Here is a 13,490-nt window from a genome sequence, read left to right as displayed (position 1 = left end):
TGGCGGGTCGGTTTGCTGCCGTCTAGTCCTCCGGCTCCGGCACTTCCTCCGCCTGCAGTTCGATGCGGCGCCAGGGGCTGGTCGGGCGCATCCAGAGGCGGAGCAGTTCCATGCGGCGGTCCACGCCGCCGGATTTGAGTTCGGCGAGGTCTTCGCAGGCCTGCCAGTAGGTCCAGCCGGCGAGGTAGGCGTCGCCGAATTGCCGCCAGTTGCGGTATTTGCGCTGGGCGAGCGGCAGGGCGCGCATGAGGTAGTCCCAGGCGACATTCGCTTCCAGATACCCGGCCGTATAGGCCATGCGGCTCACGGCGACCACGCGGGCGAGATCCCAGGCTTGGATATCGGTGGGCAGCGGGCGGACCAGATGTTCGGTGAGGCCGAGTTTGATGGCCTGGGACCAGATGTCGTAATCGCGGACCAGGGCTTCCGGATTCTCCATCCCCCGGAACGAGCCGACCTGACGCAGGAAGGCGCGATGCCGGTCGGCGCGCTCGCCGAAGCGATCGCGTTCAGGGGAGTTGATGCCGGCCATGACGAGTGGATGCACCAGCGAGTAGAGCGGCGAGTGCATGCCCTCCAGCAGTTGCTCCATGGATGCCATGGCCTCGGTGCCATCGGTGATGCCCCAGGCGCCGGTGAGCGTATCGATGGCGAGTTCGCGGCGGTCGCCGAGGGGATGTTCGCGTTCGGGGCCGAGCAGCAGGGCGTCGTGGAAGGCGTCCCAGCGGGCGGAGTAGAAACCGCCCAGCGCCAGAGCGCGCAATTCGTCGTCGGAGACCTGCGCGCCCGACCAGTGGTCGTCCTCGCGCTGGTCGAGCTCCGGGTAGGGGAAGGTCGTCAGCGTGGGCACGTCGCGGGCGGGCATACCTCGATTGTGTCTCATCGATCTTGGAGTGGCCCAGTATTCGCCGATAGCGTGTGGCGGCTGTCTCGGATGCGCTTTCGTGTGACTCCTGAGCAACCGCCTGATTCTTCACCTGTCACACAATGAAATCCGGCACTACTCTCTGGGCCATGTGTAGAAATATCACCATCCTGCGTGGGCTGGAGCCAGCCGCTACGGAGCAGGAAATCTACGCGGCGGCGCAGGAATTCGTGCGCAAGGTCAGTGGCGTCTCGGGTTTGACCACGGCGACGAAACCAGCGGTCGACAAGGCGGTGGAGGCCATTGCGGCAGCCACCACCCAGTTGCTGGCGGAGTTGCCCGATCGCCAGGCGCCGCCGCCGTCCGAGCCGCCGCTGCGCCGGATCGCCGCCCGGAGCGCCGCCCTCGACGAGGATGCGAGTTAACCCCCGCTAGACGCCGTAGACGGCCACGCAGTCGAGCGCGATTTCCAGACGCGGGCCGCGCTGGTCGAGCGAGCGCCCGAGGAGTTCCTCGATGCGCTGAATGCGGTAGCGCACGGTGTTCTTGTGCACGCCCAGCATTTTCGCGGCCGCATCCGGACTGCGCCGCGCGCGCAAATAGGCGTGCAGCGTTTCGCGCAGGCGTGCGGAGTGCGCGTCGGGCGCCGCGAGCGCGCCCAATTCCCGTTCGATGAGCGCCCGCATGGCCGGCTCGTCGGTTCCGGCCAGGTAGGCCACTTCGATCTCCGGATAGTGCAGGACTCGCGGCAGGTCCGGCCGGGCGCGTTCGGCGACCTGCCGGGCCGCGATCGCCTCGCGGTGGCTGCCGCGGAATCCGGTCACGTTCGCCGCGGGCATTCCGACTGCCACCCGGACGGGCGCGTCCACCGGCCAGTCGGCCAGTACGGGGTCCGGGAGGTCGTCGTCCAGGCCGATCCAGGCCCAGAGCGCGGAGGCACCGGACGGGACGGCCAGGACGCTGCCGTTGCCCAGCGCGAGCGCGCACCGGGTCGCCACGCGATCCAGCAGCCCCGCCACATCGTCGACGCCGTCGGGCGGGGCCAGGCCGGGGCGTTCCTCGGTCCAGAGCACCAGTGCGAGATGCCGTTGTGCGAGCCGGTATCCGAGCCGCGCCGAAGCGAGTTCGATATCGAGGTCGCCGACATCGAGCAGGGCGCGCACGATTTCGGCGCGCTGGTTGAGGGCGGCGCGCAGTCCGCTCTCCCGCTCCTGCATGTAGGTATCGGTGAGGGTTTCCACCGAAGTACTGATCCAGCGGGTGGAGCGGTCGAAAAGCCTTAGCAGTACGGCTCTTTCGATGTCCTGCGGCAATTGCTCCTGTCCGAGGACGACATCGGTCATATAGTCGAGCAGAGCCTCCTGGCCGACGTGGTAGACGCGCAGCAGCAGGCGTACATCGTGACCGCGGCGGGCGATGGTGCGGGCGAAGGCGTGCGCCTGTTCCGGCACCGGGTAGTCGAAGCGGTCCTGGGTGAGCCCGCTCAGCACTTCGAAGGCGTGGGCGCGGGTGCTGGCGGCGAGATCGCGGCGCATATCCCGGTCGCGCAGTTCCGGGATGCGGGCGATGATGACATTGTCGAGCTGGGTGATCACCTGCTCGAGGGTTTCGGTGCGCAGGGTTTCCGCGACGAAGTCGGCGATCCACTGCCGCACGACCGGGCTGGTCTCGGCCATAACCACGAGTGGACCTCCAAATTTATGCCGAAAGTACAAAACCGCACGGAATCCTTGACTCCCCAGGCCAAGAATGTGCCACGGAAATTGTGTCACGATCATAGTTCAGTGAGTTGTCGCACAGTTCACAGAGCCGATCCGGTTCGCAATGCAGCGCACGTGGGAGAGCACATCGTGACCAATACCGAACCCGCCGAGACGGGCACCGTCCGCAAGACCGCGGCACGTAAGCCCGCCGGTACCAAGACCGCGCCGAAACCGGCCGTCGCGACTGCCCCGCAGCCTGCCGCGCCGACCGAGTTCGAGGTCCGCAATCCCGCGACCGGTGAGCTCGCGGGCACGGTGCCGATCGATTCGGCCGAGACGGTCGCCGCGAAGGTCGCGCAGTTGCGCCTGCATCAGCCGGAATGGGAGGCCATCGGGGCCGACGGCCGCAAGGAGTGGCTGCTGAAATTGCAGGACTGGTTCGTCGACAACACCGATCACCTCGCGGACGTACTGCAGTCGGAGACCGGTAAGGCGCGAATCGACGCCCTCATCGATCCGGCGTTCTCCATCGACCTCACCGGCTACTACGCCCGCCGGGCCGCGAAATTCCTTGCGGACGAACATCCTTCACCGCACAGCCCGCTGGCCCGGGTGAAGTCGCTGACCCGGGTGTTCCGGCCGTATCCGGTCGTCGGTGTCATCACACCGTGGAACTTCCCGCTGGCCATGCCGGTCATCGATGTGATCCCGGCGCTGGCGGCGGGCGCGGCCGTCATTCTGAAACCCTCTGAGGTGACACCGCTTTCGGCGATGGAGCTGGCGCGGGCCTGGCGTGAGATCGGCGCGCCGCCGGTGCTCGAGGTGGTCACCGGTGCGGGCGAGACCGGTGCGGCCGTGGTCGGCACTGCCGACTACGTGCAGTTCACCGGCTCCACGCCGACCGGTCGCAAGATCGCCGCGGCCTGCACCGAGCGCATGATTCCGTACAGCCTGGAGCTGGGCGGTAAGGATCCGGCCATTGTGCTGGCCGATGCCGATCTGGATCGGGCCGCGCACGGTATCGCCTTCGGCGGGCTGTTCAATGCCGGTCAGGTGTGTATCTCGGTGGAGCGGGTGTACGTCGAGGCCCCGGTCTACGACGAATTCCTGCAGAAGCTGACCGCCGCCGTCAAGGAGGTCCGCCAGGGCGTCGACGGCCGGGAACCCAAGTACGACATGGGCGCACTGGCCAACGAGGCGCAGGCGAATATCGTGCAGCGGCATGTCGAGGAGGCCGTGAAGCAGGGTGCGCGGCTGCTCACCGGCGGTAAGCGCACCGGTGTGGGCACGCTGTTCGAGCCGACCGTGCTGGCCGATGTGGATCACTCCATGACCTGTATGACCGAGGAGACCTTCGGCCCGACGATTCCGGTCATGAAGGTCGCCGATGAGGCGGAAGCCATTCGTATGGCCAATGATTCGATCTTCGGTCTCTCCGCCTCGGTGTGGAGCGGTGACAAGGATCGCGCGGAACGCATTGCGCGCCAGCTGAATGCGGGCGCGGTGAACATCAACGATGTGTTCTCCAATATGTTCAGCTTCGCACTGCCCATGGGCGGCTGGGGGCTGTCCGGGGTGGGTGCGCGCTGGGGTGGTGCGAACGGCGTGCGCAAGTACTGCCGCCAGCAGGCCATCACCAAGCCGATCCTGCCCACGCAGACCAAAGAGCTGCTGTGGTTCCCGTATTCGCCGACCAAGCTGGCGTTCTCGCTGGCGGCCATGCGGGCCGCGGGTGCGCGCGGGCTGCGCCGGTTGAGCGTGCAGGCGGTTTTCGACACCGTGAAGGGGACCAAGTGACCGACTTCAGTTCGATCACCGGCAAGGTCGTGGTGATCACCGGCGGTGCGCGCGGTATCGGCCTGGCCACCGGTAAGGCGCTGCAGGCGCTGGGTGCGAAGATCGCCATCGGCGATATCGACGAGGTCAGCGTCAAAGAGTCCGGTGCGGCACAGGGTTTCGAGGTGTACGGCCGCCTCGATGTCACCGATCAGCAGTCCTTCGAGGCGTTCCTCGACGAGGTCGAGAAGCAGCTCGGGCCGATCGATGTGCTCATCAACAATGCCGGGATCATGCCGACCGGGCGCGTGGTGGACGAATCCGATCAGGTCACCCGGCGCATTCTCGATATCAATGTGTACGGCGTGATTCTCGGTTCCAAGCTGGCGCTCACGCGCATGCTGCCGCGCGGGCGCGGGCATGTCATCAATATCGCGTCACTGGCGGGTGAGACCCATATTCCGGGTCTGGCCACCTACAACGCGAGCAAGCACGCGGTGCTCGGCTTCACCGATACGGTGCGGGAGGAGTACCGGGGCACCGGATTGCAGTTCTCCTCGGTGCTGCCGACGCTCACCAATACCGAACTGGGATCGGGTGTCACGGCTCCCAAGCTGCTGCGCCCGGCCGAGCCGGAGGAGATCGCGGACGCGATCGCCAAGCTGATCGTGGAGCCGAAGGCCAAGGCGCGGGTGACCGCGGTGGCCGGAATCATCTCCCAGGTGGTCGGGCTGCTGCCGCAGTCGGTCGGCGATGCCATCGGGCGGGCGCTGGGTGCGCAGAGCGCCTTCCTCGACGATGTCGATTCCGATGCCCGCAAGGCGTACGAGTCGCGGGTGCGCGGGACCGGTAACTGACACTCGCACACTACGATCGGGCCGCGAACGGGGAAATCCGTTCGCGGCCCGCGTATTTCGTGTGCCCGGTCAGTGCACAGTGGCCAGGACGAATCGCTTGCCCGGATCGACCATTTTGCTGACCGTCGCGCCGTCGCCGTATTCGCCGAGGGCGGTCATATTCCAGCCCTGCGCGCTCCGGGTGAGCATGCACATGAACAGGCCGGTGCGCGCCTCGCCGCGGGACAATTCGAAACGCACCAGTTCGGCGCCGGAGTTGTCGTCCACCAACCGGCAGAAGGCGCTCTTGATCTCGTCGAATTTCTGGCCGGAGTACGAGTTCACGGTGAATACCAGCGCATACACATCGGGCGGCAGCGCGGACAGGTCCACCGAGATCACCTCGTCATCGCCTTTACCGGCGCCGGTGAGGTTATCGCCCGAATGCCGAATGGCCCCTTTGAAGCCCGTGAGTTTGACGAACCAGACCTTGCCGAGATCCTTGGCGCGTTTGTTGTAGGCGACCACGGAGGCGTCCAGATCGATGGATTTGCCGCGCCGTGCCGGGTCCCAGCCGAGCGCCATGCGCACCCGGGTGAGCGACGGTGCGCCCTGTTTGGTGAGTGAGACGGTCTCCCCCTTGCTCAGGGAGACCCGGCCCTTGTCCAGGTTCACCGTCGACTCGCCGAATCTCGGCGGCGGCGCGGGGACCGGCGGCGGTCCGCCGGGCGGCGGTGTTCCGATCGGCGGAAAGGCCGACGGCTGTGGATAACCCGGAGGCTGTGGATAACTCGGCGACTGTTGGTAGGAAACCGGTGGTGGGGGCACTGGTTGTGGATAAGTCGCAGGCTGTGGATAAGTCGGCGGTGGCCCGTACGGCGCGGGCTGTGTGTACACCGGCGGCTGATAGGGCGCGGCCGGGCGATACGGCGGCGAGGCGGTCGGCGGCATCGGCTGCGGGACCATCGGCGGCACGGGTGCGGCCTGCGGCAGGGGTGGTGGCGCATCGTCGACGGTGATCCCGAAGTCGGTGGCAATGCCCGCGAGCCCATCGGCATAACCCTGGCCGACCGCGCGCACCTTCCAGACACCCTGCCGCCGGTACAGTTCCACCGCGATCAAGGCGGTCTCGGTGGTCAGATCGGCGGGGGTGAAGGTGGCCAGGGTGGTGTGGCGGCGCGGATCGATGAGTGCGACGCTCAGCCGCCCGGCGGTGCCCCAGTTGGCGGGCCCGGAACCGTCCAGACTGGCGGTGACCACCACCTTGTCGATATCGGCGGGCACCTGGCGGGTGGCGATCCGGATGGTATTGGGCGGTTGCGCGGTGACGCCCGGCCCGTTCGGCTGGTTGTAGAAGATGAAATCATTGTCGGAGCGGACTTTTCCCGCGGCGGTGAGCAGCAGCGCCGCCACATCCACCGGCGCCGACGCGGTGACCTCGACGACGACCTCGTCGGTATCGATCGGCGCATTCGCGCCCTTGGTCAATTCCATTGTCTGCCTTATCTCCCCGTTTCCTCAACGGTAGCCCCGTATCGTCGGCGAATGAACAACAACGGAGCGGTGTTCGCCGGACTGTCGACGCTCGATCTCGCCTATGCCGTGCCGCGGTATCCGGCCGAGGACAGCAAGACCCAGGCCGATGAGCTGTTCCTCGGCGCGGGCGGGCCGGCCGCCAATGCGGCGGTGGCGTACGCGTTCCTGTCCGGCCGGGTGCCCACGCTGGTGACGGCGCTCGGCAAACATCCACTGGCGGAACTGATTCGCGGTGATCTGCAGCAGCACGGGGTGGGGATCACCGATCTCACGCCGGACGGTGATCAGCAGCCGCCGGTGTCCTCGATCATTGTCGCCACCGCCGCGGCCACCCGCACCATCGTGTCGCTGGACGGGTCCCGGGTGCATGCCCCGTTCGACAGCACCGCCGCCGAACATCTGCATCATGCGGCGGTGGTGCTGCTGGACGGCCACTATGCCGAGCCCGCACTGCGTCTCGCGGCGGCGGCGCGGCGGGCGGGCGTACCGGTGGTGCTGGACGCCGGACGATGGCGCGCGGTGCACACCGAACTACTACCGCTGGTCGATATCGCCATCTGTTCAGCGGCCTTCACACCGCCTGGTGTGCAGGCGGATTCGGATGATGCGGTGGTCGGCCACCTGCACGGTGTAGGCGTGCCGCAGGTCGCGATCACCCATGGCGCGCAACCGATCACGTACTCGATGCCGGGTGAACGCGGCACGATCGCGGTGCCGGCGACCGAGGCGGTGGATACGCTGGGCGCGGGCGATATTCTGCACGGCGCCTTCTGTCACTTCCTCACCGCGGCTGAGCCTTTCCCGCTCGCACTGCGGCACGCGGCGGAGGTGGCGACGCGGTCCTGCGCTTCGGTCGGCACGCGGGCCTGGATGCGCCGCTAGACGATGCGGTAGGCCCGGCCGGATTTGCGCAGCACCAGATCGGCACGCAGCCGGGTGCCCTCGACGAGCCGGGCATTGACCAGATCACTCTGCGCGACTTTGATTTTCGCGGCCTCCGGAGTGCGGCCGCCGCGAATATGCCTGCGCAGCAGGCGCTGTTCGATGATCGGGCGCGGGACGTCCAGGTACCAGGTCTCGTCGAGCAGCGGGCGGACGGCGGACCAGCCGGGGCTGATGTCATCGTCGAGCAGCAGATAGTTGCCCTCGGTGATGGCAATGGTCTGCTGGTCGAAAACGACTCCGCCGGGGACGGGTTCGTGGATTTCACGGCTGTAGGTGGGCCAGGGCACCGGGCTGCCGAGAGGCGCGCAGCGCAGCGTGCGCAGCAGGTCGACGTACGCCCCGGCGTCGAAGGTATCGGGTTCGCCCTTGCGGCTCATGTCCCCGAGCGCGACCAATTGCGCATTGGTGAGATGAAAGCCGTCCATGGGCGCGACTTCGGCGATCGCCGCACCCTCCGCCAGATTGAGTTCATCGCGAACGCCACGGGCAAGAGTGGATTTGCCCGCACCAGGCGGTCCGGCGATCCCGAGGACGAATCGGCCGGAATGACCGTCCGCCCGCCGCCGGATACGCGCCGCGAGTTCCGCCAGGGAAGTTTCGACACTGCCGCGGTTCACGGGGGCCAACCTTACGTAATCACCGGGCGCCCCGGGGTATGGCGCGCACCAGTGCCTCCAGGTCCTCTTCCAGCACCCGGAACAGCCGGTAGGAGACCACGAAGGCCAGGATGCCGCCCACGCTCAACCACCGCACGGGCACGATCACCAGTTCCAGATCGACCGGCGAGACGAAGGTCGCGGTGGCCACGCCGAGCAGCGGCACCGAGGCCGCCGCGGCCAGATACACACTGCTGCGCCGGGCCAGCGCCGCGAGTTGCCGCCGGTCGGCCGCGCCCACCGCACCGCGCGCCAGCAGCTGCGGATACAGCGAGCGCACCGAATACACCGTGATCAGGAAGTACGGATACGCCAAAGCGATAGCCGCACAGACCAGTTGGGCCGCGAGGAAATGCGCGAAGGTGTGCCGCGGCAGATGCGCCCCCGCGGCCGACAGCGCCAGCGGCCACACCACGCCCGCGATCATCCAGGCCGCGAACGGCACCCATACCGCCCGCTCCCCGATCAGCAGGGTGTCGGATCGGGCCCGCGCCAGTTCGGCGGCGCTGTACCGGCGGCCGTGCGCCAGCCGGTAGGACACGGTGAGCGGCCGCCGGGCCAGCCAGAAGAGCAGCAGCGCGGCGAGCGGGAAGGCGATGGCATTGTTCACCAGCGCGACCGTCTCGAAGCGGTGCTGGTCCGCGATCGGCATGCGGTCCACGATGAGGCTCTGATTGAGCCGGATGTTGTACATGCTCGCCAGCGCATTCGGCAGCCCGACGCAGACGGCCGCAATGGGCACCGGCCAGCGCCGGGCCCGGACGCGCAGGCTCTTCGGCGGTGGGTCCACCAGATCGCGGGCGCGGGCGTCCAGGCACAGGTCGAGCTGTCCGGCCAGGTCCGCGCCGTTCTGCCAGCGGCTCTCGGGTTCGGGATGCAGGCATTCCAGCAGTACGCGCCGAAGTGCGGCCGGGGTGTCCGCGGGCAGCGCGGCAAGCGCGGACTCCGGCACCCCCGCCCGCCGCCGGGCCAGCATGTCGGTCACCACCTCGTGCCCCGGCGCACCGTCCGGTGCCGGATCATCGAAAGGTGCTGTGCCGGTGAGCATCTCCCATAGCAGTACAGCGAGCGAATAGATATCGCTCCGAGTGTCGGGCAATGTCGCGGTGGGATCGAGCCGGGCCGCGAGCGCCTCCGGCGACCGCCAGCGCAGCCCGGCCGGATCATCCGCCGTCACACCCGCGGCACCGGGCAGCCCGGTATTCCAATACAGCGCCCCGAGCGCGAAATCCGCCAGCTTCGGCACGCCCTCCGCCGTGAAAAGCACATTGCCGGGCCGAATATCGTGATGCTGCACCCCGTGCCGCTCGGCATGATCGAGCGCCTCCGCCAATCGCCGCCCCACCCACGCCACCGTCTCCGGCCAGCTCAATGCCGAAATATCCCGCCGCACCCGGGAATCCGCCGGCCGAATCTCGCCCCGCTCCTCCATGGCCGCATCCACCGCCCGCAGCAGCAGCGCTCCCCCGAACGCAGTCCCCTTCGCCACCGTGCCGATATCCCCCGCGACCTGAATGTGTGCGCCCGCCGCATGCGCCTCGTCTGCACCCGCTCCGGCGTCCCCGACAGTCCCGGTCCCATCGGCGGCCCCGGCGGCAAGGGCAGCTTCGACACGATCGAACTGCTCAGGACTCCCGGAATACGATTCGGCGCCCGAACTTTCCGCCACTCCGGGCGCGTTCACCGCGACGGATACCGCTGGGCCGGAGACCGCGGCTGCCCGTCGGGCGCGCAGGAGGGTGAGGACGCCTTCGGCGGTGCCGCCGGGGAGGTACTGCATGTACAACAGGCGCAAAGGTTTTCCGGTGCTGCCGTCGGCGATGAGCCGCTGATCGAAGACGCGGACTATGTAGTGGTGGTCGAGTTGGGCGACGGTGGGGGCGTCGCTGTCGCCGCCGGGTTCGACGCGGACGGCGACGAGGCGCTGCATGGAGAGCTGGCGGGCCAGGAACATGCGGCTGTTCTCGGCGCCGCCCAGATCCGTGAGCAGGTCGAAATCGTCCAGGCGGCGGCCGATTTCGATGCCCTCGGGGAGGGTGGGCGCCGGGGCCGCAGCGGCACCGTCGGCATCGGCGAAACGGCGGCGGATCTCCCCCGCGACCTCCGGGTACTCGGCGCTGAAGGTTTCGATGTCGAGGGGCCGGTAGCGGCTGCGGACCAGGTATTCCTCGCACACCAGATCGGCGAACTCCGGACTGTCGCTGACTTCGGGAAATTCCCTGCGGTAGTCCGCGATTCGCTTCTCCAGGCCCGCCCGCCGCCACCGCTGCCGCATATCGATGCGCACCAGCGTGGCGAGAACGTCCAGCCGCAGTTCCCGGCCTTCGGGCACATACACTTCCAGTCGCGGCGGCTCCTCGCGATCACCGCGCAGCGTGGACTCCCAGTCCGCGGCGAAACGCGAGACTGCCAGTCCCGGAGACTCGTTCACGATCCGGCGCCCGTCGGTTCCCCGGCATGATGCACCCGATGCCCCGGCGCCACCACACGCTCCAGCGCCTGCAGATCGGCCTCGAGGGCCCGGAACAGCACGTACACACCCACGAATGCCACGATCCCACCGACGCTGAGCACTCGCACCGCGACGATCACGAGCGGAATGTCGGTAGGCGGCAGGAAGGTCACGCCCGCCACGGCAAGCAGCGGCACCGAGGCCGCCACCGCCAGATACGTGGTGCAGCGGCGGCCCAGCCGGCGCAGCCAGACGGCATCCTCGGCGCTGATATCGCCGTGCCGCAGGAAGATCGGATAGATGCAGCGCACCAGATAGAAGGTGACCAGGAAGAACGGATACGCGACGGCCATGGCCCCGCACACCACGATCGACACCACGAAGTGCACCATGCCGCGGGTCGGTATCTCACCGGTGGCCAGGCGCAGGGCGATCGGAAAGGTGACGCCCGCCAGCACCCAGGCGGAGAACACCACGAACGAAATGCGTTCCCCGCACAGCAGTACATCGGCGCGGGCCCGCCGCAGCGTCTCCGGATCGTAGACGCGGCCCTTGCGCAGCCCGCGCGGTACCGAGATCACATACCGGCACAGGTAGATGATCAGCGCGATGCCGATCGGATAGAACAGCCCGTTCACCGTCGCGGTGACGAGGGTGAACGTGTGCTGGGCGTCGGCCGGGAGGCGGTCGATGATCAGCGTGTTGTTGTGCATGATGTTGTACACGGTGGCGATCAGGTTCGGGATCGCGACGGCAATGGTCACCAGCGGAATCAGCCACGGCCGCAACCGCATCCGCCAACTGTGCGGCGGCGGGTCGACGAGATTGCGGGCGCGTTCGTCCAGGCACATCTCCAGCTGGGCGGCGAGCAGCGCGCCGCTGCTCCAGCGGTCCTCGCGATCGGGCGCGAGGCAGGTGAGCAGGACCCGGCGCAGCGCGGCCGGGCAGTTCCCGGGCACCCGTTCCAGCGCGGCCGCGTCGACTCCGCCGCGCCTGCGGTCCAGCATGGCCTCCAGGGTGGTGCGGTCGCCGTGGTCGCCGGGTCCGGCGGTGGAATCGTCGAATGGTTTTGCGCCGGTGAGCAATTCCCACAGCACCACGCCGAGCGAGAAGATATCGGCGCGGGTGTCCAGGTCGGCGGCGGCGCGGGCGCGACCCGGGTGGCAGGCCTCCAGCTGTTCCGGCGACATGTAGGACAGCGATCCGCCGAAGTAGGCCACCGGGCTGGCGTCGTCGAGATTGCGGCTGAAGCTGATATTGAAATCGGCCAGTTTCGGCACGGCTTCGGCGGAGAGCAGCACATTGGCGGGCTTCACATCGCGGTGCAGCACCCCGTGCCCGTCGGCGTAATCGAGCGCTTCGGCGAGCCTGCGGCCCAGCCAGGCAACGGTTTCCGGCCAATCCAGCCCGGCGAGCTCGGCGCGCACACTGGAATCGGTGGGGCGGATCTCGCCCTTCTCCTCCATGGCGGCGTCGACGGCGTCGAGCAGCAATTGCCCGCTGCGTTCGGCGTTCGGGGTGGCGCGCACCCAGCGCAGCACGCTGAGCAGGGTGCCGCCGGGCAGGAACTGCATGTACAGCAGCCGCAGCCGTCGCCCGGATTCGGTGCGGATACCGGAGATGATCCGCTGATCGAACACCCGCACGATGTAGTCGTGATCGAGCTGCGCGAGCGTCTGCGGTTCGGTCCCGTGATCGGCCGAGACCTTCACCGCCACCAGCCGTTGCAGCGACCGCTGCCGCGCCAGGAACACCCGCGCGAAGGCGCCGCTGCCCAGCTGGGTGAGCAGATCGAAATCGTCTATGCTCTGGCCGATTTCGATGCGGTCGAGCAGTTCCCCGGTTTCGGGTGTGCTGAGACCGCCGCCGGTGGCCCGGGTGCCGTCGTCCGGCTGGAGGGTCGGCTGCGCGGCGTCGGTGTGCTGGGTGAGTTCACCGGCTTCCGGGACCCGCGTGCTGTCCCCGTCGAGCGGAGTCCCGGCGTGCGTGGATTCGCCGAATGCGTCTGTGCCCCGGCTGGATTCATCGAGCGGTCCGCCGACGAAGGTGGATTCGCCGAAGGCGTCCCCGGCGGCGCGGGTGAGCTCGTCGAGCACCTGCGCGGCCCGGGTGAATTCCTCGGACGGTGCGCCCGCACGGGTGGACTCGTCCCCGCCCGCGCCGATGGGCTCGCCCCCGCCCGCCGCCGTCGCCTCCCCGGTCGGGGATTCACCGAGCCCTGCCCGGGTGGATTCCTCCAGCGCCGCCCGCCGGGTGCTCTGGTCCTCGTCATCGGCATCGGCATTGAGCAGTTCCCGCAGCTCGGATGCCTGGTCCGGATATTCGCGCAGGCAGTCGCGCGGGTCCACGCGGGCGCCGCTGTGCCGGCGGATGACGAATTCCTCGTACACCAGCCCGGCGGGCAGATCCGCCGGCGTGAGTTCGGGGAACTCCGCACAATATTCGGTGAGCCGCTTCCGCGGCCGATCGGGCGTAGCGCCCGGTCGGCGCAGCCAGCGATGCCGCATATCCACCCGGATCAGGTCCAGCAGCGCGGCGCGGCGCAGGGCGCTGGCATCGGGCAGGAAGTCGGCGATCTCCGGCGGCGCGGCTCCGGCGCCCCAGGCCGCCGTGAAGGCGGCGATCACACTGAATTCCGTTCCGGCCGAGTGACGGCCGGAGCGCTGCTCGGAACCTGAAGCCATGTCCGCATCCCTCTGGCTCGAGTACGGATAATAATCC

At 68.2% G+C, this 13,490-nt stretch carries 10 protein-coding genes; 4 read left to right on the top strand and 6 right to left on the bottom strand.

Going from position 1 to position 13,490, the window contains the following annotated elements; translation table 11 throughout:
- Positions 1-22: 22 nt before the first annotated feature.
- Positions 23-865 (bottom strand): DUF1266 domain-containing protein, encoded by an 843-nt coding sequence (locus ABZX86_RS35830; RefSeq protein WP_327143340.1) that lies wholly within the window; start codon positions 863-865, stop codon positions 23-25.
- A gap of 149 nt (positions 866-1,014) precedes the next feature.
- Between ABZX86_RS35830 and ABZX86_RS35825 the strand changes: the two genes are divergently transcribed.
- On the top strand, positions 1,015-1,290 hold the full coding sequence (locus tag ABZX86_RS35825; protein ID WP_355130176.1) for a DUF2277 domain-containing protein: 276 nt from the start codon (positions 1,015-1,017) through the stop codon (positions 1,288-1,290).
- A gap of 6 nt (positions 1,291-1,296) precedes the next feature.
- On the opposite strand, the gene ABZX86_RS35820 is transcribed toward ABZX86_RS35825, so the two are convergent.
- Entirely contained in the window at positions 1,297-2,541 is a 1,245-nt protein-coding gene (locus ABZX86_RS35820; protein ID WP_355130175.1) for a helix-turn-helix domain-containing protein, read from the bottom strand.
- Between the two features lie 174 nt (positions 2,542-2,715).
- On the opposite strand from ABZX86_RS35820, the gene ABZX86_RS35815 reads away from it, so the two are divergent.
- Both ABZX86_RS35815 and ABZX86_RS35810 read left to right on the top strand, forming a co-directional pair.
- Positions 2,716-4,365 carry an aldehyde dehydrogenase family protein gene (locus ABZX86_RS35815; protein WP_355130173.1) on the top strand — a complete coding sequence of 550 codons (1,650 nt, stop codon included), beginning with the start codon at positions 2,716-2,718 and terminating at the stop codon, positions 4,363-4,365.
- A complete protein-coding gene (locus ABZX86_RS35810) occupies positions 4,362-5,201 on the top strand; it encodes an SDR family oxidoreductase (protein WP_355130171.1) in 840 nt (279 codons plus the stop codon). Before ABZX86_RS35815 ends, ABZX86_RS35810 begins: the two co-directional genes overlap by 4 nt.
- Before the next feature lie 69 nt (positions 5,202-5,270).
- Here ABZX86_RS35810 and ABZX86_RS35805 read toward each other — a convergent pair whose 3' ends face one another.
- Complete coding sequence (locus ABZX86_RS35805) at positions 5,271-6,674, bottom strand: TerD family protein (RefSeq protein ID WP_355130170.1); 1,404 nt, start codon at positions 6,672-6,674, stop codon at positions 5,271-5,273.
- Positions 6,675-6,725: 51 nt separating this feature from the next.
- Here ABZX86_RS35805 and ABZX86_RS35800 point away from each other — a divergent pair, with 51 nt between their 5' ends.
- Positions 6,726-7,598, top strand: coding sequence for a PfkB family carbohydrate kinase (locus tag ABZX86_RS35800; RefSeq protein WP_355130169.1), 873 nt, complete (start codon positions 6,726-6,728; stop codon positions 7,596-7,598).
- Here ABZX86_RS35800 and ABZX86_RS35795 read toward each other — a convergent pair.
- Genes ABZX86_RS35795 through ABZX86_RS35785 form a run of 3 tightly spaced genes read right to left on the bottom strand, consistent with a single transcriptional unit; the run spans position 7,595 to position 13,453 of the window.
- Entirely contained in the window at positions 7,595-8,278 is a 684-nt protein-coding gene (locus ABZX86_RS35795; RefSeq protein ID WP_355130167.1) for a nucleoside/nucleotide kinase family protein, read from the bottom strand. The two genes, ABZX86_RS35800 and ABZX86_RS35795, sit on opposite strands and share 4 nt — an antisense overlap.
- Before the next feature lie 19 nt (positions 8,279-8,297).
- A complete protein-coding gene (locus ABZX86_RS35790; RefSeq protein ID WP_355130165.1) occupies positions 8,298-10,748 on the bottom strand; it encodes a protein kinase in 2,451 nt (816 codons plus the stop codon).
- Positions 10,745-13,453, bottom strand: coding sequence for a serine/threonine-protein kinase (locus ABZX86_RS35785; RefSeq protein ID WP_355130163.1), 2,709 nt, complete (start codon positions 13,451-13,453; stop codon positions 10,745-10,747). Before ABZX86_RS35785 ends, ABZX86_RS35790 begins: the two co-directional genes overlap by 4 nt.
- Between the last annotated feature and the right edge of the window lie 37 nt (positions 13,454-13,490).

It is taken from the genome of Nocardia sp. NPDC006630 (assembly GCF_040611495.1).
Taxonomy (GTDB): Bacteria; Actinomycetota; Actinomycetes; order Mycobacteriales; family Mycobacteriaceae; genus Nocardia.
The sequence above is the reverse complement of the archived record's forward strand: the minus strand, read 5'-3'. Positions and strand labels throughout refer to the sequence as shown.

What these genes read in the sequence shown, in the direction of transcription:
- ABZX86_RS35805 (WP_355130170.1), bottom strand. Translation starts at nt 6,674, where the DNA reads ATGGAATTGACCAAGGGCGCGAATGCGCCGATCGATACCGACGAGGTC.
- ABZX86_RS35785 (WP_355130163.1), bottom strand. Translation starts at nt 13,453, where the DNA reads ATGGCTTCAGGTTCCGAGCAGCGCTCCGGCCGTCACTCGGCCGGAACG.
- ABZX86_RS35820 (WP_355130175.1), bottom strand. Translation starts at nt 2,541, where the DNA reads ATGGCCGAGACCAGCCCGGTCGTGCGGCAGTGGATCGCCGACTTCGTC.
- ABZX86_RS35800 (WP_355130169.1), top strand. Translation starts at nt 6,726, where the DNA reads ATGAACAACAACGGAGCGGTGTTCGCCGGACTGTCGACGCTCGATCTC.
- ABZX86_RS35825 (WP_355130176.1), top strand. Translation starts at nt 1,015, where the DNA reads ATGTGTAGAAATATCACCATCCTGCGTGGGCTGGAGCCAGCCGCTACG.
- ABZX86_RS35830 (WP_327143340.1), bottom strand. Translation starts at nt 865, where the DNA reads ATGCCCGCCCGCGACGTGCCCACGCTGACGACCTTCCCCTACCCGGAG.